Below are 25,969 nucleotides of genomic sequence, written 5' to 3'. Positions count from 1 at the left end.
ACCCGAGAGGTCCTGACGGCGGCTTTTCGGCCGCCGTCACGGCGTACGCGGCGCCGGCAGCCGCTCGCGTAATTCGTCGACAAGCACCCTGGTGTTTTCGGAATAGTCGATGGGCACGACGACGAGATGCACGCCGCCGCCGGTGAAGGCCCGCTCCAGCGCCGGCCGCAAATCGGCGATCTCCATAACCCTGGTTCCCTTGGCGCCATAGGCCTCGGCGTATTTGACGAAATCGGGATTGCCGAAGGTCATGCCGAAATCCGGGAATTCGTCGACCGCCTGCTTCCAGCGGATCATGCCATAGGCATGGTCTTCGAGCAGCAGGATGACGAGGTTGAGCTTCAGCCTGACGGCGGTCTCCAGTTCCTGGCTGTTCATCATGAAGCCACCATCGCCGCAAATGGCCATGACACGGCGCGTGGGATAGAGCAGTGACGCCATCATCGCCGACGGCAGGCCGGCGCCCATCGTGGCCAGCGCATTGTCGAGCAGCAGCGTGTTTGCCATGCGCGTGCGGTAGTTGCGCGCGAACCAGATCTTGTACATGCCGTTGTCGAGGGCGAGGATTCCGTCCGCCGGCATTACGGCACGCACATCATGCACGATGCGCTGCGGCGTGAAGCGGTCTTCGGTGGCGCGCGCGGCGATCCGGCTCAAAATGCCTTCCCTGAGTGGCAGCAGCGCCTGTGCGTTGGGGATCTTGCCCTCGATACGGTCCGCCAGCAGCGCCAGCGACGGGCCAAGGTCGCCGACGATCTCGGCCTGCGGGAAATAGACCTGCTCGACATCGGCCGAGTGGTAGCCGACATGGATGACCTTCGGCCCGTTGGCGCCCATGATGAAGGGCGGTTTCTCCACCGTGTCGTGGCCGATGGTGATGATCAGATCGGCCTGTTCGATGGCCTCGTGCACATAGTCGCGCTCCGACAGTGCCGCCGTTCCCATATAGAGTTCGGTGCCGCCGGGCACCGTGCCCTTGCCCATCTGCGTGGTGAAATAGGGTATTTGCGTGCGCAGCACGAACTGGGCGACATCGGGGGTCACGCGCGGCCGCGACGCCGCCGCGCCGAACATCAGCAGCGGACGCTTGGCCTCCATGATCATGCGGGCGGCGCGATCGAGCGCGTCCGCGCTGGCCAGCGGCAGCTCGACCGGATGCGTCGGCACCAGCGCCACCGGCTCGCACTCGGCCGCCGCGATGTCTTCCGGCAGTTCCAGATGCACCGGGCCGGGCCGCTCTTCCTGGGCAACGCGGAAGGCCTCGCGCACCAGCGAGGGGATCATCTTGGGCGAGACGATCTGGCGCGACAGCTTGGTCAGCGGCTTCATCGCCGCGACGATGTCGACGATCTGGAAGCGCGCCTGCCGTGATGACAATATGCCTTTCTGGCCGGTGATCATGATCATCGGCATCGCGCCGAGCAGCGCATAGGCCGCCCCGGTCGTCAGATTGAGCGCGCCGGGGCCAAGCGTGGTGATGCACACGCCCGCCTTGCCGGTGAGCCTGCCATAAGTGGCAGCCATGAAAGCAGCGGCCTGCTCATGTCGGGTCAAGATCAGCTGGATCGACGAGCGGCGGATCGATTCGACGATGTCGAGATTCTCCTCGCCGGGAATGCCGAAAATCCGGTCGACCCCTTCATTCTCGAGGGCCGCCACGAACAGATCCGAACCTTTGGTCATGAACCGCCTCTCCTGCAATGCGCACGTTCCGCCTTCATATGGCATTGGTAAGCGGCGCCTCAAAGAGCGCAAGCCTGCTCTCGGCGATCAGCCCATCAGTTTCGGCAGGGCGGCTGCCAGCGCATCGATGGCGAGCCTAACCTTGAGCGGCAGATGCGGCGTCTGCAGCCAGAGCGCATGGCAGTCGTAGAGATAGTGCGGCTGGTCCGGCAACAGCGCGACCAACGCACCGGCCTCTATGCGCTCGCGGACCAGCCACCACGGTAGCCACGCCAGCCCCATGCCTTCGGCCGCTGCATCGGCGATGGCGTCGAGATCGTCGAGCCGCAGCCGACCGCTGCGGATGATCTCCTGTACGGATTGCCCTTCACGCGCAAACAGCCAGGGCTGAACGACCTGGCCGAGCCGGCGATAGACGATTGCCTGATGGTCGGCGAGATCTTCGATCCGCCGCGGTTCGCCATGGATTCCGAGATAGGCAGGCGCGGCACAGACAACCATGCCCTGGCGTGCAACGCGGCGCGCGATCACGCCGGCCTTGTCCTCAAGATCGCCGGTGCGGATGGCAAGGTCAAAGCCGTCCTCCGCGAGATCGGCGAAGCGGTCGCTGAGCGACAGATCGAGTTCCAGCATCGGATAGTGCCGCGCCAGCTTCAGCAACACGGGGGTGACGCAGTGGCGGCCGAAATGCGCCGGCATGGTCACGCGCAGTCTGCCTCTCGGTTCCGAAAACTGGTCGGCGGCCAGCGCATCGGCGGCTTCCGCCTCGGCCAGCACGATGCGGCAGCGTTCGTAATAGGCGCGGCCGAAATCGGTCAGGCTCTGGCGGCGCGTGGTGCGGTTGATGAGGCGTACGCCGAGCCGCTCTTCGAGAGAGCGGATATGCTTGCCCACCATCGGCCCGGACAGGTCGAGCGCCACCGCCGCAGCCGCGAACGAGCCAAGGTCGACCGCCTTGACGAACACGGCCATGCTCTCGAGCCTATCCATATTCGAAACCTCTGGTTTCTACTGCTTTATCCCTACGCCCATTTATCCATGAAGCCTCTGCCTGCATAGCTCATTCGGTTCAGATAATTAGGAGTAACCCGAATGGCTCGTATTGTCCGCTTCCACCAGCATGGCGGTCCCGAAGTTCTGCGCATCGAGGATATCGACCTCCCTCCACCGCGTCCGGGTGAGGTTCAAATCCGCGTCAAGGCGCTCGGACTCAACCGTGCCGAGGCGCTGCTGCGCGCGGGCAGCTATATCGAGACTCCGCCCCTGCCCTCCGGGCTCGGGCTGGAAGCGGCAGGCATTGTCGAAACGGTAGGCGAAGGCGTGAAGGATTTCGCCCCGGGCGACGCTGTCAGCGTCATCCCGCCGCAATCGATGGTGCGCTGGCCCGCTTACGGCGAGCTGGTCACCTATCCCGCCAGGCTCATCGTCAAGCACCCATCGTCGCTCGACTGGCAGACGGCGGCGGCGATCTGGATGCAATATCTCACCGCCTATGGCGCCCTGATCGATATCGCCAAACTGAGCAGCGGAGACGCTGTCGTCATCACCGCGGCCTCAAGCAGCGTCGGGCTTGCCGCGCTCCAGATCGCCAACAAAATTGGCGCGACAGCGATCGCGGTGACGCGAACATCGGTAAAGAAACAGGCCCTGCTCGATGCCGGAGCGGCGCAGGTTGTCGTCCTGGCCGAGGAGGATCTCGCCGCACGGCTGAGCGAGATCGCGGGGCCGCAAGGCGTGCGCGTCGTGCTCGATGCAATCGGTGGTCCGATCTTCGAGCCGCTGACGGCGGCAATGTCAAAGGGCGGCATTCTCATCGAATATGGCGGGTTGAGCCCCGAGCCGACGCCGTTCCCCTTGGCTGCCGTGTTGGGGAAGATGCTGACGTTGCGTGGTTATCTCGTGCACGAAATCACCGGCGCCCCGGAAAAGCTGGAGATCGCCAAGGCATTCATCCTCGAAGGCCTGGAAGCGGGTACGCTGAGGCCGATCATCGACAGGATCTTTGCGTTCGACCAGATCATCGAGGCGCACCGCTATCTCGAATCGAACGAGCAATTCGGCAAGATCGTCGTAACGGTTTGAGCGACGGCAGCGGCGGACAAATCATACTTGCCGGCAATATCGCCCTTGAAGGCCTGGATCGGCATTCCTAACTGTCTGGTGCGGGCCGGGCCCCTCTGACGATCGCTTCTGGTGATTGTGATGTCGGACCGCTTTAACGGGCCCGTTTCCGCCTTTTTCGGTCAAGCGGGCTCAATCCTTTCGGTTTGGAGCCCCGTATGACATCTTCCCTCCTTGGTTTGGTTTGCCCCTCCTGCCGCGTCGCGCTCGTGATGAGCGAACGCCAGGGTATCGAGATCGACTATTGTCCGCAGTGCCGTGGCGTCTGGCTTGATCGAGGCGAACTCGACAAGATCATCGAGCGTTCCGGCAGGGAAGCGTCGCCTGCGGCGCAGCCACAGCCGGCAGCCTTCTCCCAGCCGCAACACGGCCGCGATGACGATTATTCGCGCTCGCAGGGCCACCGCTACCCCAAGCGGAAGAAATCCTTCTTCGAAGAATTGTTCGATTGACCGCATGGCGCCCGGCACCTGCTTAAAATTTCCAAAACCATACCGATAAAGGTTCATCTCCGATGATGTCTCGCACCAGCCGATTTGCAGCCCTGTTCGCCGGACTGTTCCTCGCATTCTCCATGGTCGCGATCGATCATGCCGAGGCTCGGCGTGGCGGCAGTTTCGGCAGTCGCGGCACGCGCACGTTCCAGTCGGCACCGCCAACGAGGACGGCGCCGGCGCCGACCGCTCCGGTCGAGCGTTCGATGACACCCAACACCGGTGTGAACTCTGCCGCCCGGCAGCCGCAGGCCGGCCTGCAGAGGCCCGGCTTCATGAGCGGCTTCGGTGGAACGATGATGCGCGGCCTGCTGATCGGCGGCCTGATCGGCCTGCTCCTGGGCCAAGGCTTCGGCGGTCTGGCCGGCATGTTCGGCTTCCTGCTCCAGGCACTGCTCATCGGTGGCGCGATCATGCTGGCCATCCGCTTCTTCCGCTCGCAGTCGGCGCAGGGCCCTGCCCCGGCGCTGGCCGGTGCCGGCAATGCCCAGGCGTCGCGATTTGAGAACCGTGCTGCGGCGCAGCAGCAGGCAAGCTCGTTCACAATTCCCGGCTTTGGCGGTGGTTCGGGCGGAGGCTCGCCGGCTGACGTCTCGGAGGAGATCACACTGGCTCAGAGCGACCTCGACGCATTCCAGAAGCTGTTGACCGACGTCCAGGAAGCATTCGGGCGTGAAGACCATGCCGCCCTGCGCCGGGCGACAACGCCTGAGATGGTGTCCTATCTCTCGGAAGAGCTGGCCGACAATGCCCAGAAAGGTCTCAGGAACGAGGTCTCCGATATCACCTTGCTGCAGGCCGACATCGCGGAAAGCTGGCGCGAGGATGACCGCGACTACGCCACGGCCGCGTTGCGCTACGAGTCTCGCGACGTGATGCGCGAGCGGGCCAGCGGCAAGGTTGTCGAGGGCGACGAGAACCATCCGACGGAGACGACCGAGCTGTGGACATTTACGCGTCAGAATGGCTCGAACTGGAAGCTCTCGGCAATCCAACAAGCCTGAGCCCGACCATCGTACGGGTGCGTCGGTAGCGCCTCAGCGCACGATCCTGACGCAATCGGCGTGCCGATCTCGATGGTGCGTCCGATGTCCGTCAGCACGCCTGCGCGCTGAAATAAGGCGCCTCCCGGTTCAGGCGGCCGACAAAGACCAGGCAATCCTTTTTCATGATTTCCCCCCGCCTGCCCGCGCGTGAGCGCGCTGGATTGGGAAAAATTCGCCCCGCCCTCGCTTGCAACGTAATCCCATATGTGAAAATACTATTTACAAAAGAAGATTGGCGGGAGGAGACGTCATGCAGTCCGGCGCTTTGAGGCGTGTTCAAATGGCTGACCTAACCCTCCAGCGAGACTGCCGGAGCCAGCCATGAACGACTTCGCGCCCACCGTCGGCATCGCATCGACCTACCCCAAAAACATGCCTGAGGCGCACGCGGTACTGCCAGTGTGGAACGCTGAGAACTGGTTCTACGAGGACTGGCCGGTCGGCCAGAAAATTCGGTCGTTGCGACGCACGATGGCGGAAGGCGACAGCCATCTCTTCAACACGCTGGTGCTCGACATCCACCCCTATGTGCAGGACCAGATGTTCGCCGAAAGCGAAGGCATTTTCGGCAAGCGGCTGATCGCCGGTGCTTTCGTCTTTTCGGCGGGGCTGGGGCTGGTCGCCACCAACTGTGTCAACGCCTTTTCCTATGGCTATGACAAGCTCCGTTTCATAAAGCCCGTCTTCATTGGCGACACGATCTATTCGATCCGCTCCAACCTCGACAAGACGCCGCGCTATAAGGAGATGGGGCTGATCCGTGCCAGCTACGAAGTGTTCAAGGGCGAAGGCGAGCTGGTCCTCTATTGCGAGCATCTGCAGACGGTGAAGTATCGCAACCCGGCCGATTTCGTCGGCAAGACGGAGAAATGAAAATGCCGGCAGCCGCCGAATTGCCGCTTGCCGGTCTCACCGTCGTCGACATGAGCCAGTTCCTGTCCGGCCCCTATTGCTCGCTGCGCCTGCTCGATCTCGGTGCCCGTGTCATCAAGATCGAGCGTCCGGATGGCGGCGACCTGTCGCGCCGGCTCTATCTCAGCGACACCGAGATCGGCGGCGATTCCACGATCTTCCACGCCATCAACCGCGCCAAGGAAAGTTTTGACATCGACCTGAAAAACGAGGCGGATCTCGAGGCGCTGCGCGGGCTTCTGGCCAAGGCCGATGTGCTTATCCAGAATTTCCGGCCCGGCGTCATCGAGCGGCTCGGCCTCGACTACGAAGCCGTCCGCAAGATCAACCCGCGGCTCGTCTACGCGTCGATCAGCGGCTATGGCGAGGACGGCCCATGGGTCAAGCGGCCCGGCCAGGATCTCCTGGCCCAATCGCGCTCCGGCGTGATGTGGCTGAACGGCGACGAGGACCAGGGGCCGGTGCCCTTCGGCCTTGCGATCGGTGACATGCTGGCGGGTGCGGCCTGCGCGCAAGGCATTCTGGCGGCGCTGGTGCGGCGCGGCATCACCGGCCAGGGCAGCCATATCGAAACCAGCCTCCTGGAAGCGTTGGTCGACTTCCAGTTCGAGGTGCTGACCACGCATCTCAATGACGGCCGCCGGCTGCCGCGCCGCTCCAATTTCCGCAGCGCGCATGCCTATCTCTCGGCGCCCTATGGCGTCTATCCGGCCAAGGACGGCTATCTCGCCATCGCCATGACGCCGATCCCCAGACTTGCCGACCTGCTGTCGCTCAATGAGTTGGCGCCTTATCGCGACAGACCGGCCTCCTGGTTCACCGCGCGCGACGACATCAAGGCGATCATCGCGCAGCGGATCGCCAGCAAAACCATCGACGAATGGCTCGCCATTCTCGAGCCGGCCGACATCTGGTGCGCCAAGGTGCTGACCTGGCCGGAGATGCTGGCCAGCGAAGGTTTCCAGTCGCTCGACATGCTGCAGACGGTGACGCGCGACGACGATGTCTCGATCCTCACCACCAGTTCGCCGCTCAGGGTCGACGGTGTCAGGGCCAAGGTCGATCGCGCCGCACCGCGCATCGGCGAGCACAGTGCCGCGATCCGCGAGGAGTTCGGCCTGTGACCACGCTCAAGGGCATGACCTGGAGCCATCCGCGCGGCTACGATCCGATGGTCGCCTGCTCGTCGCTCTGGCAGCAGAAGACCGGCGCCGCCATCGACTGGGACAAGCGCTCGCTGCAGGATTTCGAATCCTTCCCGGTCGAGGAACTGGCGCGCGCCTATGATCTGATTGTCATCGACCATCCGCATGTCGGCCAGATCACCGCGGAACGCTGCCTCGCGCCGCTGGATGTCGCCGGCCGCGAGGTCGAGCGCGCAGCACTTGCATCGGGAAGCGTCGGCCAGTCCTATCCGAGCTACGCCTGGCAAGGGCGACAATGGGCCTTTCCGATCGATGCGGCCAGCCAGGTCCAGGCATGGCGGCCGGACGCGCTCGATGCGCCGCCGGCGCGCTGGAGCGAGGTGCTCGACCTCGCCCGGCAAGGACGCGTGCTTTTGCCGCTGCGCCCGCCACATGTGCTGATGGTGTTCTACACGCTTGCCGGCAATCTCGGGCATGCTTGCGCGACCGATCCGTCCCGCGATCTCATCGATAGCGAGGCCGGCAGCCAAGTCTTCGAAATGATGCGAGAGATCGCCGGCCTGGTCGAACCGGCCTGTTTGGAGATGGATCCGATCGCGGTTTCCGAACGCATGGCGGAGGCCGATTCCCAGATCGTCTGCGCGCCGCTGATCTATGGCTACGCTTCCTATGCGCTATCAGGGTTTCGCGCGCGCCGGCTGGCCTTCACCGACATCCCGGTCGTTGGCGCCAACGGCCCTGTCGGTTCGGCGCTCGGCGGCACCGGCATAGCGGTGTCAGCCTTTTCCAAGGCGAAGGAGGCTGCGACCGACTTTGCCTATTGGGTCGCCAGCGGCGACGTGCAGCGCGGCGCCTATGCCGCTGCCGGTGGCCAACCAGGCCATGCTGCCGCCTGGGAAGACCACACCGTCAATGCCGCGACCGGCAATTTCTATCGCGACACGCGCGCGACGCTGGAGGGCGCATGGGTGCGGCCGCGTCATGACGGCTACATGGCGTTCCAGCAGGCAGCTTCCGACCGCATCCTGTCCGGCATGACTTCCGGACACAGGGCCGCCGAGGTGGTTGCCGATCTCGTCAGCCTGTTCCGGGAGAGTGCCCCCGCGCAGGTGTCCGGCGCTGCCGGTAGAGGAGCCTGAACGAAACCGGACGGCGTAGAACGTCCGGGCTACGCCCCGGCGAGATGCCGAGGCAAATCCAACTTATTCCAGCCGCCAGAGCTTGCGGGCATTGCCCGACAGCAACCTGTAGCGCTCCGCGATGCTGCAGCCGGAAAGCAGCGCGTGGGTCGCCGCGACCCAGGTCGACAGGCCGCCACCGAGCGTGCAGACCGGCCAGTCGCTGCCCCAGACGACACGGTCCCAGCCGAACGCAGCGATGGTGTGCTCGACATAGGGCCGCAGCGTCCCGACCGTCCAGCTGCCGGGATCGGCATAGGCGACGACGCCGGAGATCTTGGCCATGACGTTCGGACGCAGCGCGATCTCGCTCATATGCTCGCGCCAGGGATGCTCGGCGCCGCCCTTGATGTCGGGAACGCCGCAATGGTCGAGAACGAACTGGACGTCGGGTGCGAGGTCGGCCAGCGCTATTGCTTTCGGAATCTGGTGCGGCAGCACGACGAGATCGAAGGTCAGGCCGGCACCGCCAAGCCGCTTGATGTTGTCGCGAAACACCGCGCCCTCCGACAGATCGTCGGGCACGACATGGAGCACACGGCGGAAACCCCTGACGAAAGGATTTGCCCGCTGCCTTTCGAGATAGACCGGGAAGTCAGCATCTTCCGGCCGGCAGGACGCGATCGCCCCGACCAGCATGCTGCCGGCCTGTCGCGACAGACCTTCCACCCGTGCGGTCTCGGCTTCAATGTCAGCGGGATCGACATCGACCTCCATGTGCAGCACGCGCTCGACGCCGACACGCAGCGCCTCGGTGGCATATTCCTCGTAGGAGAAATCGCGGTTGAGCGGCGGCACCCCGGCAAGCCAGGGATAGCGCAAGGCCGAGCGATCGATGAGATGCAGATGGGTATCGATGATCACTGGAGCTCCTCCAAGTTGGCTTTGTCAAATTATCTCACGGAGGAATTCTTCATTCAAATAAGAATTTATGCGGCCGACCCTACAGCCGAGCCAGCCAGATGCGACAGCTTCTCGCACGTCGCCAGCAGCAGTTCGATTGTCCTGGTGATATCTGGCGCGGACGGCGCATTGACCACGGTGATGTAAGGGATCGACAGGGCGGCGATGGCCTTGCCGTCGGAGCTGCGTACTGGAGCCGAGAGGTTGAAGACGCCGGCGGTCTGCATCGAGGCCATCATCTCGTAGCCACGGTCACGGATCTGGTCGAGCCGGGTGAAGAACTCGGCCGATTGCGCCGTCTTGTCGGTGCTGCGGACGTGTTCGGAGATCATCATCTGCCGCTCTTCCTGCGAGCGGAAGGCAAGCAGCACATGGCCCGAACCGGTGTCGAACAGGCTGATGTGGGAGCCGACGCGGATCGAGATGCCCCAGTAGTTCGGTGCCTCCTGCTGGGCGATGACGACGGCAGAACCGCGATCAAAAACAACGAGTTGGTTGGCCTGCTGCGAGGTCTCGGCCAGTTCGCGCATTAGTGGTGTGGCGTAGGACACCAGCCGCCGCACCGGAGCGTGCAGCTGCGCCAGGCCGAAAAGTTTCAGCGTCAGTGAATAGCGGTCGCCGTCCAGCCTTGTGACATAGCCGCGCCGCACCAGCCGGTCGAGCATGCGGTAGAATTCGTTGGGGCTGCGGTCAAGTTTCTTGGCGATTTCGGCCTGGGTAAGGCCGCCGTCCACGCCGGCCAGCAGCTCAAGAATGTCGAGCCCCTTGTCGAGCGCCGGCGCGCGGTAGCGCTCGTCTTCGCTGTCATCCATGAGGCATTTCTCCAGTGAAATCGATTCTTCATATACGCAGGAATGCGCCCGGCGGAAACAAATTTCGCCTTGACGTACGTATGAATGTTTTGTTTGTATATGAATGTAGCATTTCTTGTCACGCGGACAAGTTGCGGTCGCCGCTAAGGCGCACCCAGGGAGGAAACCAATGAACAGACTGCTTTCCGGCGTCTCCGCCGGCGCATTGGTGCTTGCATTTGGTGCAGGCACGGCCCTTGCCGGCGACCTGCCCGGCAAGTTCGAAGGCGTCACCGTCGACGTGAAACTGATCGGCGGCCAGCAATATGAAAAGCTCTATGAGCGCATTCCCGAATGGGAAAAGGCCACCGGCGCCAAGGTCAACATCCTGACCAAGAAGAATGGCTTCGACATCGACAAGGAGTTGAAGTCCGACATCGCCTCTGGCAGCACCAACTGGTGCGTCGGCTGGAACCATTCGTCCTTCGCGCCGCAATATACCGGCCTCTACACAGACCTCAGTAAATTGCTGCCCAAGGAAGAGATCGACGCCTTCGTGCCGTCGACGATCAAGGCGGCAACCATCGACGGCAAGCTGGAGATGCTGCCGCGCGCGCAGTTCGACGTCTCGGCGCTCTACTACCAGAAGAGCCTCTACGAGAACGCAGACAACAAGACCAAGTTCAAGGCCAAATACGGCTATGACCTGGTGCCGCCGGACAGCTGGAAGGAAGTCACCGACCAGGCCGAGTTCTTCGCCAACCCGCCCAATTTCTACGGCACGCAGTTCGCCGGCAAGGAAGAGGCGATCAATGGCCGCTTCTACGAGATGGTGGTCGCCGAGGGCGGCGAGTATCTCGACAAGGACGGCAAGCCGGTCTTCAACTCGGAGGCCGGCATCCGGGCGCTCGACTGGTTCGTCAATCTGTACAAGGCCAAGGCCGTGCCGGCCGGAACGACCAACTATCTCTGGGACGATCTCGGCCAGGGCTTTGCCTCGGGCACCGTGGCCATCAATCTGGACTGGCCGGGCTGGGCCGGCTTCTTTAACGACCCGAAATCGTCCAAGGTGGCGGGCAATGTCGGCGTGAAGGTCGCGCCGAAGGGTTCTTCCGGCAAGCGTACCGGCTGGTCCGGTTTCCACGGTTTCTCGGTGACCGAGAACTGCCCGAACAAGGCCGCCGCCGCTTCGCTCGTTTGGTGGCTGACCAATGAGGACAGCCAGAAACTGGAAGCCGCCGCAGGCCCGCTGCCGACACGCCCGGCCGTGTGGGATTGGGACCTGAAGCAGGCCGCAAACGATCCTTACAAGAAGGAGGTTCTCTCTGCCTTCCAGGAAGAAGCCAAGCACGCCTTCGCCGTGCCGCAGACGCCTGAGTGGATCGAGATTTCGAACGCCGTCTATCCCGAACTTCAGGCGGCGATCCTGGGCGACAAGACCCCCAAGCAGGCATTGGACGAAGCCGCCGCCAAGGCGACGCAAATCCTGCAGGATGCCGGCAAGCTCTAGAACCGTCTCCCAAGGCCGCCTCCCCCATAATGAATGGGGGAGGCGATCGCGTCTCGCCGGAGGCCCCGCGATACACACCGCCTTTCGGCGCCTCGCCCACGCAATGCAAAACCCAACAGGATTCTGATGAAGGGCTTCAAGCCATCGGCGCCATTCCTGCTGCTGCTTCCAGCCTTCATCGTGCTGGCGGCGGTCGTCGTCGTGCCGCTGCTTCTGTCGCTCTATTCCAGCTTCACACCGTTCCGCCTGACCAAGCCCGAAACATTCTTCGTCTTCGTCGGCTTCCGGAACTATCTCTCGATCCTGGCCAACACCGATTTCTGGTGGGCGTTCGGGCGCACGGTACTGCTGCTGACGATCGCGCTCAATCTCGAAATGCTGCTCGGCCTCGGCCTCGCCATGCTGGTCGAGAAGGCGACGCGCGGCCAGCGCATCCTGCGCACGCTGATGATGTTTCCGATGATGTTCTCGCCGATCCTCGTCGGCTTCCAGTTCAAGTTCATGTTCAACGACAATATCGGCCTGGTGAACAACGCCCTGCAGTCGCTCGGCATCACGCAGGACGCCATTCCGTGGCTGATCGAGGGCCATCTCGCCTTCATCGCCATCTCGATCGCCGAGATCTGGTCGTCGACCGCGATCTTCGCCATCCTGATCCTCGCCGGCCTGCTCGCCATGCCCAAGGAGCCGATCGAGGCCGCGCGGGTCGATGGCTGCACGCCCTGGCAGACCTTCCGCTATGTGACGTGGCCGTTCGTCATGCCTTTCGCCTATATCGCCATGACCATCCGTTCGCTCGACGTCGCGCGCGCCTATGACATCGTCAAGATCATGACCGATGGCGGACCGGCGGGCCGCACCGAGCTGTTGTGGACGCTGGTGGCACGCACCGCCTACAGCGACGGCCGCATGGGCATGGCCAACGCCATGGCCTATTTCTCGATCCTGCTGTCGATTGCCTTCACCGTCTATTTCTTCAACAAGCTCGCCGCGGCGCGCACGCAGATCGGCGCGGAGTGGTGATGGACGAGAATTCTTCCGCCCGCCTGAAGCGACGGCTGCTAGGTGTCGTCCATCGCATCGGCCTGTTCCTGGCGATGCTGACCATCTGCCTGCCCGGCCTCTGGATCGTGCTATCGTCGCTGCGGCCAACCGTCGAGATCATGGCCAAGCCGCCGGTGTGGATCCCGCAGGAGATCTCGTTCGACGCTTACATCGCAATGTTCTCGGGCATCGGCAAAGGCGGCATCCCGGTCATCGAATATTTCCGCAACTCGCTGATCATCTCGGTGACCTCGACGATCATTGCGGTGGCCATCGGCATGGCCGGCGGCTATGCCTTCGCGCGCTACCGCTTCCGCGGCAAATCCAGCGTCTTCCTTGGCCTGATGCTGACGCGCACGGTGCCCGGCATCGCACTGTCGCTGCCGCTGTTCTTCCTCTATGTGCGGCTCGGCATCATCGACACGCATTTCGGGCTGATCCTCGCCTATGTCGCGCTCAACGTGCCGTTCACCATCTGGCTGATCGACGGCTTCTTCCGCCAGGTGCCGAAAGACCTCGCGGAGGCAGCACAAATCGATGGCTGCACGCGCTGGCAGGCCTTCTGGCAGGTCGAGTTCCCGCTCGCCGGGCCGGGCATTGCGTCTGCCGCCATCTTTGCCTTCCTGACCTGCTGGAACGAGTTCGCGCTGGCCTCGCAACTGACCCGCTCGGTGAGCGCCAAGACGCTGCCGGTCGGCCTGCTCGACTACACGGCCGAATTCACCATCGACTGGCGCGGCATGTGCGCGCTGGCCGTGGTGATGATCATTCCCGCACTCACCCTCACCTATATCGTCCAGAAACACCTTGTCGGCGGCCTGACCTCCGGCGCGGTGAAAGGCTGATCCCATGGCAACAGTTTCCCTGAAAAAACTGACCAAGCGCTACGGCAATATCGGGATCGTGCATGGCATCGATCTCGATATTGCCGACCGCGAATTCATCGCGCTGGTCGGCCCGTCAGGCTGCGGCAAGTCGACGACTTTGCGCATGATCGCCGGACTGGAAGAGATCAGCGCCGGCTCGATCGAGATCGGCGGGCGGATCGTCAACGATCTGCCGCCGCGCTCGCGCAACATCTCGATGGTGTTCCAGTCCTATGCGCTCTATCCGCATATGACCGTGCGCGAAAACCTTGGCTTCTCCTTGAAGATCGCCGGTGCGGCCAAGGAGGACATGGAGCGCCGTGTCGCCGAGGCCTCGGCCATCCTGGGCCTCGACACGCTGCTCGACCGCCGCCCGTCGCAACTGTCGGGCGGCCAGCGCCAGCGTGTCGCCATGGGCCGCGCTATCGTGCGCGACCCTGACGTCTTCCTGTTCGACGAGCCGCTTTCCAACCTCGACGCCAAGCTCAGGACGCAGATGCGCACCGAGATCAAGAAGCTGCATGCCAAGGTGCAGTCGACAGTGATCTACGTCACCCACGACCAGGTCGAGGCAATGACGCTGGCCGACCGCATCGTCATCATGCGCGACGGCCATATCGAACAGGTCGGCACGCCAGACGAGGTCTTCCGCCGCCCGGCGACACGCTTCGTCGCCGGCTTCATCGGTTCGCCGCCGATGAATTTGCACGAGGCGACGGTCGATGACGGCCAACTGGTTTTCGCCAGCGGCGAAAAGCTGCCGCTACCCGCCCAATTCAAGGCCAATGTCGCGACCGGCGACAAGGTCGTGTTCGGCCTGCGGCCAGACGACATCTATCCGACCGGCCATGGCATCAGCTCCGGCGGTGCGGCCGACGTCCATCAGATCGACCTGCCGATCACCGTCACCGAACCGCTCGGCAACGAGACGCTGGTGTTCGTCGAGTTCAACGGCACCGACTGGGTTTCGCGCATGCTGAACCCGCGCCCGTTGCGCTCCGGCGAGCGGGTGGCGATGAGCCTCGACCTGTCGCAGGCGCATCTGTTCACCGCCGAGGCCGGAAAGACATTGCGGAGCTGACCGATGGCTAGAATCGAGAAAATCGAACTGCGGATGGTGGACCTTGTGCCCAAGGTCAAGCGCACGGACGCCATCCAGAGTTTCGTCAGCCAGGAAACGCCGATCGTCACCATCACCGATTCCGACGGCGCGGTCGGCACCGGCTACAGCTACACGATCGGCACCGGCGGTTCCTCGGTGATGCGGCTCTTGTCCGACCACCTGGCGCCACGCCTGATCGGCCGCGACCCCGACATGATCGAGGCGATCTGGCACGATCTCGAATTCGCCACCCATGCGACGACCATCGGTGCGATCACCTCCATCGCCATTGCGGCGATCGATACGGCGCTCTGGGATCTGAGGGCGAAGAAGCAGAACCTGCCGCTGTGGAAACTCGCCGGCGGCGCCAAGGACCGCTGCCCGCTCTACACCACCGAGGGCGGCTGGCTGCACATCGAGACCGCAGCACTTGTCGACGACGCGCTGGCTGCCAAGGCGAAGGGATTTCGTGGCTCGAAAGTGAAGATCGGCAGGCCGCACGGGTCGGAGGATCTCGCCCGCCTGTCGGCGGTGCGCAAGGCCGTGGGCGACGGCTACGAGATCATGACCGACGCCAATCAGGGGTTTTCGGTCGACGAGGCGATCCGGCGCGCGGCGCGGCTGCGCGAACTCGACCTCGCCTGGATCGAGGAGCCGCTGCCGGCCGACGACATTGACGGCCATATCAGGTTGTCCAACTCGACGCCGACGCCAATTGCCATTGGCGAATCGCTCTATTCGATCCGCCATTTTCGCGAATACATGCAGAAAGGCGCCTGCTCGATCGTGCAGGTCGATGTCGGCCGCATCGGCGGCATCACGCCATGGCTCAAGATCGCCCATGCGGCGGAGGCCTTCGACATTCCGGTCTGCCCGCATTTCCTAATGGAGCTGCATGTCAGCTTGACCTGCGCGGTTCAGAACGGCAGGTATGTCGAGTACATTCCGCAACTCGACCAGTTGACCGGCAAGCATATGCGCATCGAGGATGGGCATGCGCTGGCGCCCGACGAACCCGGCATCGGCATCGACTGGGATTGGGACGCGGTCAAGGCCATGAGCATCGCCGAATTCACTACGGCGATCACGAAGTAGGAGTCGGATATGCAGCGAATGGGCATGGTGCTGGGGTTGAAGCCCGAAAAGGTCGAGGAGTATGTCCGCCTGCATGCCGCCGTCTGGCCCGACGTGCTGACCATGATCTCGGCCTGCAACATCAAGAATTATTCGATCTATCTGAAGCGGCCGGAGAATCTGCTGTTCTCCTATTTCGAATATCACGGCACCGATTATGCGGCCGACATGGCCAAGATGGCCGCCGACCCGAAGACGCAGGAATGGTGGTCGGTCTGCATACCATGCCAGGAGCCGCTCACGACCCGCAAGGAGGGCGAATGGTGGGCCAGCACGGACGAGGTCTTCCACTATGACTGAGGGCGGTTTCGACCCTGCCTTACTCGTCCAGTCCTGGCCAACACCCTCGAAGCCTCGCCCGATCGTCACTTTCGGTGCCGGATCGATCGTCGGGGACGCGCATTTTCCCGCCTATCGCAAAGCCGGCTTTCCGATTGCCGGCCTCTATGATCCCGACCAGGCCAAGGCGAAAACCCTGGCCGACAAATGGGGCATGACGGCGTTCCGTTCGGTCGACGAAGCCGCATCCGTCCCGGATGCGATCTTCGATCTGGCGACCCCGCCGGGACGGCACGCCGAGATCCTGAAAGCCCTGCCCGACGCTGCGGTCGCATTGATCCAGAAGCCGATGGGCAACTATCTCGGCGAGGCAACCGAAATCCTCGAAATCTGCCGTGCCAAGAACCTCAAGGCGGCCGTGAACTTTCAGCTGCGCTTCGCGCCGATGATGCTGGCGCTCAAGGACGCTATCGCCAGGGGCTGGCTCGGCGAAGTCGTCGACTTCGATGCCTGGCTGGCGCTGGCGACACCGTGGGAGTTGTGGGAGTTCCTGCTCAAGGCGCCGCGCGTCGAGATCGCCATGCACTCGATCCACTATCTCGATCTCATCCGGCAATTGCTCGGCGATCCCAAAGGCGTCCACGCCAAGACGCTCGGCCATCCCAACCACAAGGTGGCGCAGACGCGCACCAGCGCCATTCTCGACTATGGCGACACCATGCGCTGCGCGCTGTCGATCAACCACGACCACAAGTTCGGCCGCCGCCACCAGGCCTGCGAATTCCGCATCTGCGGCACCGAGGGGGCGGCCTATCTCAAGCTCGGCCTGAACCTCGACTATCCCCGGGGCGAACCGGACATTCTGGAAATCCATCCGAAGGGCGCAACGGACTGGATCGCGGTACCGCTTGCCGGCGAGTGGTTCCCCGACGCCTTCGTCGGGCGCATGGCCAACGTCCAGCGCTTCGCATCAGGAGAAGACGACGAACTGGTCAGCTCGGTCGAGGACGCCTGGAGCACCATGGCGCTGGTGGAAGCCGCCTATAGATCGAGCGCGGCGCCGGCGACGCCGATCGCGGAAAGACCCTGATGGAACAGATCCAATATTTCGAAGATTATGAAATCGGCTCTTCGCGGCTAACCAGCGGCCGCACCATCACCGAGACCGACTTCATCGTCCATGCCGGCCACACCGGCGATTTCTTCCCGCACCACATGGACGCCGAGTACATGAAGACGACGCCGTTCGGCCAGCGCATCGCGCATGGTACGCTGGTGTTCTCGGTCGGCATCGGGCTGACGGCAAGCATCGTCAACCCCGTCGCCTTCTCCTATGGCTATGACCGGCTGCGCTTCATCAAGCCGGTGTTCATCGGCGACACGATCCGCACGCGCACCACCATTACGGCCAAGGAAGACGATCCCAAGCGGCCGGGCTCGGGACGCGTGATCGAACGCTGCGAGGTGATCAACCAGCGCGGCGAGGTCGTGCTGGCGGCCGATCATATCTACATCGTCGAACGCAAGCCGCCGCAGAGCTGAAGAACAGCGTGGTTCTTACGAACCGGTCGCGCGGTGATGCGCTTGAGCCCCGAGCAGCAGGACCATCCCGACTAGGATTTTCGCGACAGGCCGCCGCGTAACGCGGTGCCGGCCTTCAGCGTTCCGCTGGCAATGGCTTCGCGCAGGACGTTGGCGACCTGCTCCGCCACTGTCTGCGGCCTCCCACGCAATCGATGCTCCCTGACACGCGGACTCCAGAGTAGTGGAAAACCAGCGAACTGGATATGAGTATCCTCGTGTACGGTACGGCACACGCCGCTGAAGACTGGACAGCGCTGATAGCGAGATGCGCCGAGCCGATGGTCTCTGTCGAATATTCGTGCAGGGCGCTGCCCGGCGCAGGCAGTTCGCCTATGCTGCCGTGGCCGGCCGATCCTTGAACAGGACCGGATCGGCAACAGCCGGCTCCGCATACCGTATGCGCAGGCGCAGAAATGGCGCTTCGATGCAGGTGTAGCTGAGATAGCCGATCGGGATCGTCGCCAGAAAGCACAGCAAGGACCAGAGGCAGGCAATGTAGAAATTGCTTATGCCCATGATGTTCGCGTTGATGAACGCCGCCAACTGCATGACGAAGAACAGGTGCAGGAGATAGATCGAATAGCTGTAGGCCCCAGCCTTCTCCAGGATGTTGAACAGCAAGCCTGTTCGCTGCCTTGGAAAGCTGGTGTCGTAATAGGCGATCCCAAACGAATAGGCCGCCGCCTCCACCGTCGGCAGGATGATCCATATCCAATGCGGCGAGGGATACCGCTCAAGCTGGTAAAACCCTCCCGCGGCATCGAACCACCAGAAGAACCCCGAAAAGGCCAGCAGAACGGCCAGCGCGAGCCAGTGCCGGTCCTTCGCATGGGCGCGGAGATGGAAGGCAAGGATGCCGGCCAGGAACTGATCGGCATGGCCAATGATGGTCCAGGCCGCCGCCGACTGTACCTCGCCGAGGTGCACGTAAAGTGCGCACCTCAGCAAAATGGCCGCCGCGATGAACAGCAAGGGAGCGAACAGGAAGCGTCTGGACGCCATCAGCAGGAACGGCAGCAGGATGTAGAAGTGGGCTTCCACGGTTATCGACCAGCCGCCGTTCGGGAGGGTTGGAAAGATCACCCCCTTCCCGACGTCGGTGAAATAGCCGCCCAGGGGCTGGCCCGCCATAGATACGCGGCAAGCCTCGATGGCTATCACGGCCAGCAGGAGCGGAAGCAGCCTCAGCGCCCGGTTGGCGAAGAAGGGCAGATAGCTGACCTGTTTCCCATCAAGAAGCTTGGCGAACAGGTAGCCGGAGAGCGTCATGAACAATGAAACGCCGGTGACCCCCTCATCCAGCAGGCTGAAAATGGGCACGGCAGGTACAAAACCATAGGGCACCGGCCCCTCTGGAGACTGGTGGAGGAAATGCCAGGTGAAGACCAGGAAAGCCGCTAGGCCACGAACATGGTCCAGCGCCGGATAGTGTTCTCCAGTCGAAGATCTCATGATTCAGACCAGGCGCCCGGGCGTTCAACGATCATCGCCATGTCGCGCGGTCCCAATGCCCGCAACGATGGCAGCAGAGCGAGGGCCCGCTTGCCAATGCCTAGTTTGCCCGCCTCTCGTTAATTTACACTTCCATCCAATGGAGAAAGTCCGGCGCAGCCAGCCGCAACCGCCAGAAACCGCGTGGCACGTGCGGGACGCAGCCGCCTTCGATCAATCGACCTCCACAGCGACCACCGCCGCGCAGTCACCGGCCTTGACCAGGCCGGGAAAATGCCGCGCCGCCAGCATGCCCGACATTTTTGCCCGGATCTCCTGCGGGGCAATGCCCGTGCGGCCAACCGAATGGATCCGTGCCAGCACCGCGCCCTCTTCAACGGGCTCGCCGAGATCGACCATGGTTTCGATCATGCCGTCCTCCTCGGCGAAGGAGAAGCAATCGCCAGACGGCATATCCAGCCATTGAGTTCTGCCCTTCTCGACCGCCCCAGCAACAATGCCCGCATGACGCAGCACATTGAGAATGCCACGCCGTGCAATCCGCACCGTTTGAGCGCGCGAGGTGCCACCGCCGCCAAGCTCGGTGCTGACGAAGACCTTGCCCATCTCCTCGGCCGCCGTGTCGTACATGCCGACCGAGTCGATCTCGATCATGCGCATCGAGAAGGGCGCCGAAAATGCCGCCACCGCATCGAAGGCTTTCTGCTCCAGTGCCTTGTCGGGCAGAGTGTGGGCCGCGCAGAACGGCACGAAATCCAGCGTCTTTCCCCCGGAGTGGAAGTCGAAGACGATGTCGGCGCGGGGCAGCAACTCGCGCTGGAAATAGTCGGCGATCTTCTCGGTCACCGTGCCGTCCGGCCGGCCGGGGAAGCTGCGGTTCATGTTGCCCTTGTCGATTGGCGAGGTCCGCGTGCCGGCGCGGAAGGCCGGATAGTTCATCGCCGGCACGATGATCACCGTGCCGCTGACTTGCTTCGGGTCGAGCGTGCGGGCGAGATCGTAGAGCGCCAACGGCCCTTCATACTCGTCGCCATGATTGCCGCCGGACAGCAGCGCCGTCGGTCCCTTGCCGTTGCGGACGACGCACATCGGAATCATCACCGAGCCCCAAGCCGAGTCGTCGCGACTGTATGGCAGGCGCAGGAAACCGTGCTGGACGCCGTCACGACCGAAATCGACGGTCGGTGTGATCGGTGACGGGCGGAGGCTGGACATCTGGCTCAATTCTTCACCACCAGTTTGCGCGGAACATTGGCCAGGCACTCTACACCAGTTTCGGTAATCAAGATGGACTCGGTGATCTCCAGCCCCATCGTTTCCAGCCACAGGCCGGTCATGAAATGGAAGGTCATGCCGGGCTTGAGTTCGGTGCGGTCGCCGGGGCGCAGGCTCATGGTGCGTTCGCCCCAGTCCGGCGGATAGGACAGACCGATCGAGTAGCCGGTGCGGTTGTCCTTGACGATGCCATACCTTTTCAGCACGGCGAAGAAGGCATTGGCGATGTCCTCGCAGGCGTTGCCGGGCTTTGCGGCGGCAAGGCCCGCCTCCATGCCTTCCAGCGTCGCCTTCTCGGCATCGAGGAATTCCTGCGTCGGCTTGCCGAGGAAGACGGTGCGCGACAGCGGACAATGGTAGCGGTTGTAGCAGCCGGCGATCTCGAAGAAGGTGCCCTCGCCCCGCTTCATCGGCTGGTCGTCCCAAGTCAGATGCGGCGCCGAGGCGTCCACGCCGGACGGCAGCAGCGGCACGATCGCCGGATAGTCGCCGCCAATACCGTCAACGCCGCGCGTGCCGGCATCATAGATCTCTGCGACGAGATCGCATTTGCGCATGCCGATCTCTATTCTGTCGAAAATGCGCTGGTGCATGGCTTCGACGATGCGGGCGGCCTTGCGCATGTAGTCGATCTCGGTCGGGCTCTTCACCGCGCGCTGCCAGTTGACCAGCGCGGTGGCGTCGACGAAGCGGGCATTGGGCAGATGTTTCTGCAACGAGGCGAAGGCGGCGGCCGAGAACCAGTAATTGTCCATCTCGACGCCGATGGTGAGCTTGCCCCAGCCGCGATCGACGAGCATGCTGGACAAGAAGTCCATCGGATGGCGTTCCGTAGACTGCACATAGTGGTCGGCGTAGCCGACGATGTTGTCCTGCGCGAGATAGGCGGTGCGCCTGGCACCGTTGGCGTCCTGGCCGCGGCCGTACCAGACGGGCTCGCCCGACGGCGGCACGATGACCGCCTGGTGCACGTAGAAGGACCAGCCGTCATAACCGGTCAGCCAGGCCATGTTGGAAGGGTCGCTGACGATGAGGAGATCGACGCCCTTGGCCTCCATGGCTCGCCGCGTCTTGGCGAGGCGATCCGCAAATTCGCCGCGCGAGAATTTCAGGTTCGGTTGCATTGTTCTTGGTCCTCGTTTGTTAGGCCCTGGAGCCCGTTTCAACTTCGGTGAACCCGGCTCCAGGAATTTTGCTTGAGCATGATCTGATCGGAAAACCGGTTCCCACTTTTCCGGATCATGCTTTGCGGCCAGCATCAGCTTTCAAAAATGGTTCCGGCATTAGCCGCCCGCGCGCGGTCGCGGGCGAGCGTGGCGATCGCGGTGTCCTGCACGCCGGTGCCGGTCAGATCGGCGATGGTGATATCGCTGGCCGAACGTCTCCCGTGTCGTTCGCCGGCGATGATCTGGCCGAGTTCGGTCACTTCTTCATCGGCGGCCATCACCCCTGCCGCGATGGCATGATGCAGTTCGCCCAGACGCCGCGTCTGGCGCGCGCTGTCGGCGACGTAGAGATCGGCCATGCGCAGGATGGCCGGCGCGACCTCGTTCTTGTGTTCGGCGTCCGAGCCCATGGCGGTGATGTGCTGGCCGGCCGAAATGAAGCCTGCCTTGATCAGCGGCTCCGTCGACGGCGTGGTGGTGACGATGATGTCGGCGCCGGCAACGGCATTTGCTGCATCGGGCTCGGCGCGCACGACAATACCCAGTCTTTCGCGCAAGCGGGCAGCGGTGGCTTCGGCCTTGGCGGCGTCGCGCGCCCAGATGCGGGCTTCGGCGATCGGCCTGACAAGGCGCAGTGCTTCCAGTTGCAGACCTGCCTGCAAACCGGCGCCGAAGATTGCTGCCACGGTGGCGTCCTCGCGCGACAGATGCTTCGCCGCGGCCGCGCCTGCTGCAGCGGTGCGGACATCGGTCAGGTAGCCATTGTCGAGCAGCAGCGCCTCGACCACACCGGTCTTTGCCGAAAGCAGCACCATCATGCCGCCACCGCTCGGCAGGCCGAGCTTTGGATTGTCGAAGAAGCCGGAGCTGATCTTCACGGCGAAGCCGTCGATACCGGGCACATAAGCGGACTTCACGTCGACCTCGCCGCGACGCTCGGGAATGTCGAGCCGCAGGATCGGCGGCATCGCCACGGGCAGAGTGGCGAGCGCGCGAAAAGCGTTCTCGATGCAAGCGACCGCGTCGAGATCGAGCGTTACGATCTTGCGCAGTTCTGCTTCGGTCAGAATCATCATACGGCTCATGCGGCGCGCTCCCCGATTGCCTCGCCGCAGACGATCCTGCGGTGCGCGTTCATGTCGATGTTCCGGCCCGAGAGAAGTACGACCACCTGCCCTTTCGCCTTGACCTTGCCGGCGAGCAGCGCTGCGATGCCGACCGCGCCGGCGCCCTCGACGATCTCGCGCTCCTGCGCATAGGCGTGGCGGACGCCGGCGGCGATCTCGTCCTCGCCGAGCAGGATGATTTCGTCGAGCAGGTCCCGGCACATGGCGAAGGTCAGCCTATTGTCGAGGCCGATACCACCACCAAGCGAATCCGCCAGCGTCGGCAGTTCCTCCACCAGGACAGGCCGGCCGGCATCGAGGCTCGCTTTCATCGCAGCACCCCGCGCCATCGAAACGCCGATGACTTTCGTGCCGGGGCTGACACCCTTGACGGCTGCGGCCACGCCTGAGGCCAAGCCGCCGCCGGAAAGCTGCACCAGCACGAGACCGGCCTCCGGGACCTGCTCGATCATCTCCAGCCCGAGCGTGCCTTGCCCGGCGATGATGGCGGGATGGTCGAAGGGCGGCAGCATCACCAGCCCCTCCTCCGCCACCAGCCGCTCGACCTCCTGCTGGGCGTCGTCCTGGCTGTTGCCGACAATGCGCACCTCGGCGCCGAGCCGACGGATTTCGTCCAGCTTGTTCTGCGGCACCAGCCGCGACATGCAGATCACCGCGCGCATGCCTTCGAGCTTCGCCGCATGCGCCAGCGCGCGACCGTGATTGCCGGTCGAGGCCGCGACAACACCGCGCGCCTTTTCGTCAGCACGGAGCGAAGCGATGGCATTCGAAGCGCCGCGCAATTTGAAGCTGCCGGTGGTCTGCCGGTGTTCGAGCTTGAGGTGAACCTGTGCGCCCAGCTGTTCGGAAAGACTCGAAGAAAGCACGGTCGGCGTACGCTCGACCTTGCCGGCAATACGCTCACGCGCGGCTCGAATATGCTCAAGCGTAACCTGTCTCATGATCATCAATCGCGCGGCAACGGCAGCGTCATCAGACGGCCGAATTCAGGATGGGCTGTCTCGTCGCCGCAAAGGCGCAAGCAGTTCCAGGCGGTCGCCTGATTGCTGGTAACAACGGGACGGCCGATGGCCTGTTCCATGCCGGTGACCGCAAGCGCGCCGCGCAGCGCTGTACAGGACACAAACAGGGCATCGGCCTGCGGGTGGGTCGCCTGGCGCGCGAGATCGACAAGGGCTGTCGGCGGGATGCGCGCCATCTCGCGATCGTCCTCGAAACCGAGACAGGTGAAGCTGGCGATCTCGAAACCACGCGCCGCGAAATAGGCCGCCATCGGCCTGGAGGTTTCGACCGTGTAGGGGGTCAGAATGCTGATCCGGCGCACGCCGAAGGCATTCAGCCCGCGCATGCCGGCCATTGGCGGGGTGACCACGGGAACGCCAGGCTTGGCCGCCTGGATCGCCGTCTCGATCTCGGCATCGCCGATCACCACCGAGGCCGACGTACAGGAGTAGCAGACGGCCTCGAGCTTCTCGTCGGGCAGGATCAGGGCAGCACCCGCCGTCAGCGCCGGCTGCATCTTGCGCAGATTTTCCGGCGTCGTCGGATTGGCATAGGGAATGCGCGCGACATAGACGCCGATGCGTTCGCTCGCCACCATGCGGCGAAAATCCGGTTCGCTGGTGTGATCCGTGGCCAGGATGATCAGGCCGACGCGCTTGTCGAGCGGACGCTCATCGAGTGATGGCCGACTGGGATAGACCTTGATCTCGGGCAAGGGTTTCATCGGCTACCTCTCGATCTTGCCGTAACGGCGTTCCAGCCAGCGCAGCAGCACGACCGAACAAAGGCTGATGGCGAGGAAGAAGGCGCCGACCAGCGTGATCGGCTCGATGTAACGATAATAGGTGTTGGCGACGCTTTTGGCCTGGTTCATCAGCTCCAGCACGGTGATCGCCGAGAGCAACGGCGTCTCCTTGAACATGGCAATGAAATAATTGGCCAGTGCCGGGATCATCGGCGGGATGGCCTGAGGGATGATGATGTGCGTCCAGGTTTGCCGGGCGCTGAGATTGCAGGCCTTGGCGGCCTCCCACTGGCCACGCGGTACATTGTCGATGCCGGCGCGGTAGACCTCCGCCGTGTAGGTTCCGTAGTGCAGCCCGAGCCCGATGACACCAGCGACCAGCGGCGGCAGCAGGATGCCGATGTCGGGCAGCACGTAGAAGATGAAATAGAGCTGCACCAGAAGCGGTGTGCCGCGGATGAACTCGGCCGCCCAGCCGACAGTACGCGACAACGCCTTGTTGGGCGAGCGGCGCGCAAGCGCGATCCCCAGCCCGACGATCGCCGCCAGCACCGAGCCGAGCAGCGTCGCCAGGATGGTGATCTTCACCCCCTGGATCAGCGTCGGCATGATCTGCCATACGAAATCCCAGTCCCACTCCATCAGACGCGCACCCCATCGAGGCCGCGCGCCATGCGGCGTTCCAGCGAGCGCACGCCCCAAGAAATGAGCAGTGCAAGGACGAAGTAGATGACCAGGATGGTGGCGAAAGGCAGCATCGTGTTGCCGGTCTGGGCGCGCACCACCTGCGCCTGGAAGGTCAGGTCGGCGAGCGAGATCAGCGAGACCACGGAGGTGGCCTTGAGCAGTTCGATGGCGTTGTTTCCGAAGGTCGGCAGCATCACTAGAAAGGCCTGCGGCAGGATGACATGGCGCAGGCCTTGCCAGCGGCCGAGATTGAGCGCGATGCAGGCCTCATGCTGTTCGCGGCCGATCGACTGAACGGCGCCGCGCACCACTTCGGCGGCATAGGCGCCGACGTTCAGGCCCAGCGCCAGCACGCCGGCCTGCAGCGGGGTCAATTCGAGACCAATCAGCGGCAGCACGAAATAGGCGAAGAACAGCTGCACGAAGATCGAGGTGCCGCGGAAGAATTCGATATAAGCGGTGGCGAGCGCCCTCAGTGCGAAGAAGCGCGACAGCCGTCCCATGCCGGCCAGAAAGGCCATGATCAGGGCAAGCACCGACCCCATCAGCGTCAGCTCGATGGTGACAAGCGCTCCCTGCAATATCAGGCCGAGATAGCCGGACCACTGGGTCATCTAGGTTCCAACGTTCCATTTTAGCCCCTTCTCCCCGTTCACGGCGAGTTGAGGAGCGGTCCGCGTAGCGGGCGAAAAGCCAATTGCTTGGCTTTTCGAGCGACGAAAG

At 63.4% G+C, this 25,969-nt stretch carries 26 protein-coding genes; 14 read left to right on the top strand and 12 right to left on the bottom strand.

Translation table 11 applies throughout. The features are described from left to right. Positions 1-36: 36 nt before the first annotated feature. Both AB4Z43_RS23245 and AB4Z43_RS23240 read right to left on the bottom strand, forming a co-directional pair. On the bottom strand, positions 37-1,683 hold the full coding sequence (locus AB4Z43_RS23245; protein WP_019856719.1) for an acetolactate synthase large subunit: 1,647 nt from the start codon (positions 1,681-1,683) through the stop codon (positions 37-39). Between the two features lie 87 nt (positions 1,684-1,770). Next, a complete protein-coding gene (locus tag AB4Z43_RS23240) occupies positions 1,771-2,673 on the bottom strand; it encodes a LysR family transcriptional regulator (RefSeq protein WP_441939037.1) in 903 nt (300 codons plus the stop codon). A 102-nt stretch (positions 2,674-2,775) separates the two neighbouring features. Here AB4Z43_RS23240 and AB4Z43_RS23235 point away from each other — a divergent pair, with 102 nt between their 5' ends. The 6 genes from AB4Z43_RS23235 to AB4Z43_RS23210 all read left to right on the top strand — a co-directional run bounded on the left by AB4Z43_RS23235 (position 2,776) and on the right by AB4Z43_RS23210 (position 8,540). After that, on the top strand, positions 2,776-3,765 hold the full coding sequence (locus AB4Z43_RS23235) for a zinc-dependent alcohol dehydrogenase family protein (RefSeq protein ID WP_441939036.1): 990 nt from the start codon (positions 2,776-2,778) through the stop codon (positions 3,763-3,765). Between the two features lie 197 nt (positions 3,766-3,962). After that, positions 3,963-4,256 (top strand): TFIIB-type zinc ribbon-containing protein, encoded by a 294-nt coding sequence (locus AB4Z43_RS23230; RefSeq protein ID WP_019856716.1) that lies wholly within the window; start codon positions 3,963-3,965, stop codon positions 4,254-4,256. A 62-nt stretch (positions 4,257-4,318) separates the two neighbouring features. Beyond that, positions 4,319-5,302, top strand: a complete 984-nt coding sequence (locus AB4Z43_RS23225) for a Tim44 domain-containing protein (protein WP_019856715.1) — start codon at positions 4,319-4,321, stop codon at positions 5,300-5,302. A gap of 363 nt (positions 5,303-5,665) precedes the next feature. Beyond that, positions 5,666-6,217 carry a MaoC family dehydratase gene (locus AB4Z43_RS23220; protein WP_441939035.1) on the top strand — a complete coding sequence of 184 codons (552 nt, stop codon included), beginning with the start codon at positions 5,666-5,668 and terminating at the stop codon, positions 6,215-6,217. 2 nt (positions 6,218-6,219) lie between these two features. Next, a complete protein-coding gene (locus tag AB4Z43_RS23215; RefSeq protein WP_027046572.1) occupies positions 6,220-7,380 on the top strand; it encodes a CaiB/BaiF CoA transferase family protein in 1,161 nt (386 codons plus the stop codon). 14 nt (positions 7,381-7,394) lie between these two features. After that, positions 7,395-8,540 (top strand): extracellular solute-binding protein, encoded by a 1,146-nt coding sequence (locus AB4Z43_RS23210; protein ID WP_032920986.1) that lies wholly within the window; start codon positions 7,395-7,397, stop codon positions 8,538-8,540. A 63-nt stretch (positions 8,541-8,603) separates the two neighbouring features. Here the strand turns inward: AB4Z43_RS23210 and AB4Z43_RS23205 are convergent, their stop codons facing one another. Together AB4Z43_RS23205 and AB4Z43_RS23200 are read right to left on the bottom strand one after the other, a co-directional pair. Next, complete coding sequence (locus tag AB4Z43_RS23205) at positions 8,604-9,443, bottom strand: amidohydrolase family protein (RefSeq protein ID WP_027046571.1); 840 nt, start codon at positions 9,441-9,443, stop codon at positions 8,604-8,606. 65 nt (positions 9,444-9,508) lie between these two features. Then, positions 9,509-10,294: an IclR family transcriptional regulator gene (locus AB4Z43_RS23200; RefSeq protein WP_019856711.1), complete on the bottom strand. Its 786-nt coding sequence runs from the start codon at positions 10,292-10,294 to the stop codon at positions 9,509-9,511. A 169-nt stretch (positions 10,295-10,463) separates the two neighbouring features. On the opposite strand from AB4Z43_RS23200, the gene AB4Z43_RS23195 reads away from it, so the two are divergent. From AB4Z43_RS23195 to AB4Z43_RS23160, 8 genes are all read left to right on the top strand, one after another. Continuing rightward, entirely contained in the window at positions 10,464-11,783 is a 1,320-nt protein-coding gene (locus tag AB4Z43_RS23195; protein WP_441939034.1) for an ABC transporter substrate-binding protein, read from the top strand. Positions 11,784-11,909: 126 nt separating this feature from the next. Next, on the top strand, positions 11,910-12,806 hold the full coding sequence (locus AB4Z43_RS23190; protein WP_027046570.1) for a carbohydrate ABC transporter permease: 897 nt from the start codon (positions 11,910-11,912) through the stop codon (positions 12,804-12,806). Continuing rightward, entirely contained in the window at positions 12,806-13,672 is an 867-nt protein-coding gene (locus AB4Z43_RS23185) for a carbohydrate ABC transporter permease (protein ID WP_019856708.1), read from the top strand. Before AB4Z43_RS23190 ends, AB4Z43_RS23185 begins: the two co-directional genes overlap by 1 nt. 4 nt (positions 13,673-13,676) lie before the next feature. Next, complete coding sequence (locus AB4Z43_RS23180) at positions 13,677-14,774, top strand: ABC transporter ATP-binding protein (RefSeq protein WP_441939033.1); 1,098 nt, start codon at positions 13,677-13,679, stop codon at positions 14,772-14,774. Positions 14,775-14,777: 3 nt separating this feature from the next. Beyond that, entirely contained in the window at positions 14,778-15,890 is a 1,113-nt protein-coding gene (locus AB4Z43_RS23175) for a mandelate racemase/muconate lactonizing enzyme family protein (protein WP_019856706.1), read from the top strand. A 9-nt stretch (positions 15,891-15,899) separates the two neighbouring features. Further along, complete coding sequence (locus AB4Z43_RS23170; RefSeq protein ID WP_019856705.1) at positions 15,900-16,229, top strand: L-rhamnose mutarotase; 330 nt, start codon at positions 15,900-15,902, stop codon at positions 16,227-16,229. Then, positions 16,222-17,298 (top strand): Gfo/Idh/MocA family protein, encoded by a 1,077-nt coding sequence (locus AB4Z43_RS23165; RefSeq protein ID WP_064983361.1) that lies wholly within the window; start codon positions 16,222-16,224, stop codon positions 17,296-17,298. The genes AB4Z43_RS23170 and AB4Z43_RS23165 overlap by 8 nt, the downstream gene beginning before the upstream one ends. Continuing rightward, complete coding sequence (locus AB4Z43_RS23160; RefSeq protein ID WP_441939090.1) at positions 17,295-17,750, top strand: MaoC/PaaZ C-terminal domain-containing protein; 456 nt, start codon at positions 17,295-17,297, stop codon at positions 17,748-17,750. Before AB4Z43_RS23165 ends, AB4Z43_RS23160 begins: the two co-directional genes overlap by 4 nt. 372 nt (positions 17,751-18,122) lie before the next feature. Here AB4Z43_RS23160 and AB4Z43_RS23155 read toward each other — a convergent pair whose 3' ends face one another. The 8 genes from AB4Z43_RS23155 to ehuC all read right to left on the bottom strand — a co-directional run bounded on the left by AB4Z43_RS23155 (position 18,123) and on the right by ehuC (position 25,860). Then, positions 18,123-19,244 carry an acyltransferase family protein gene (locus AB4Z43_RS23155; RefSeq protein ID WP_441939032.1) on the bottom strand — a complete coding sequence of 374 codons (1,122 nt, stop codon included), beginning with the start codon at positions 19,242-19,244 and terminating at the stop codon, positions 18,123-18,125. 213 nt (positions 19,245-19,457) lie between these two features. Further along, a complete protein-coding gene (gene doeB / locus AB4Z43_RS23150) occupies positions 19,458-20,459 on the bottom strand; it encodes a N(2)-acetyl-L-2,4-diaminobutanoate deacetylase DoeB (protein ID WP_027046568.1) in 1,002 nt (333 codons plus the stop codon). 5 nt (positions 20,460-20,464) lie between these two features. Continuing rightward, entirely contained in the window at positions 20,465-21,643 is a 1,179-nt protein-coding gene (doeA, locus tag AB4Z43_RS23145) for an ectoine hydrolase DoeA (RefSeq protein ID WP_038645100.1), read from the bottom strand. A 134-nt stretch (positions 21,644-21,777) separates the two neighbouring features. Continuing rightward, positions 21,778-22,770 carry a cyclodeaminase gene (locus tag AB4Z43_RS23140; protein ID WP_441939031.1) on the bottom strand — a complete coding sequence of 331 codons (993 nt, stop codon included), beginning with the start codon at positions 22,768-22,770 and terminating at the stop codon, positions 21,778-21,780. Continuing rightward, on the bottom strand, positions 22,767-23,753 hold the full coding sequence (gene eutB / locus AB4Z43_RS23135; RefSeq protein ID WP_038652265.1) for a hydroxyectoine utilization dehydratase EutB: 987 nt from the start codon (positions 23,751-23,753) through the stop codon (positions 22,767-22,769). The genes AB4Z43_RS23140 and eutB overlap by 4 nt, the downstream gene beginning before the upstream one ends. 5 nt (positions 23,754-23,758) lie before the next feature. After that, a complete protein-coding gene (gene eutA / locus AB4Z43_RS23130) occupies positions 23,759-24,538 on the bottom strand; it encodes an ectoine utilization protein EutA (RefSeq protein WP_441939030.1) in 780 nt (259 codons plus the stop codon). Positions 24,539-24,541: 3 nt separating this feature from the next. Continuing rightward, the gene (ehuD, locus tag AB4Z43_RS23125; RefSeq protein WP_038645094.1) at positions 24,542-25,201 is read right to left on the bottom strand and encodes an ectoine/hydroxyectoine ABC transporter permease subunit EhuD; all 660 of its coding nucleotides are present in this window, start codon (positions 25,199-25,201) and stop codon (positions 24,542-24,544) included. Continuing rightward, positions 25,201-25,860 (bottom strand): ectoine/hydroxyectoine ABC transporter permease subunit EhuC, encoded by a 660-nt coding sequence (gene ehuC / locus AB4Z43_RS23120; RefSeq protein WP_441939029.1) that lies wholly within the window; start codon positions 25,858-25,860, stop codon positions 25,201-25,203. Before ehuC ends, ehuD begins: the two co-directional genes overlap by 1 nt. Positions 25,861-25,969 lie beyond the last annotated feature (109 nt).

This window comes from Mesorhizobium sp. 2RAF45, from assembly GCF_052115225.1.
GTDB classification, from domain to species: Bacteria; Pseudomonadota; Alphaproteobacteria; order Rhizobiales; family Rhizobiaceae; genus Mesorhizobium; species Mesorhizobium jarvisii.
The sequence above is the reverse complement of the archived record's forward strand: the minus strand, read 5'-3'. Positions and strand labels throughout refer to the sequence as shown.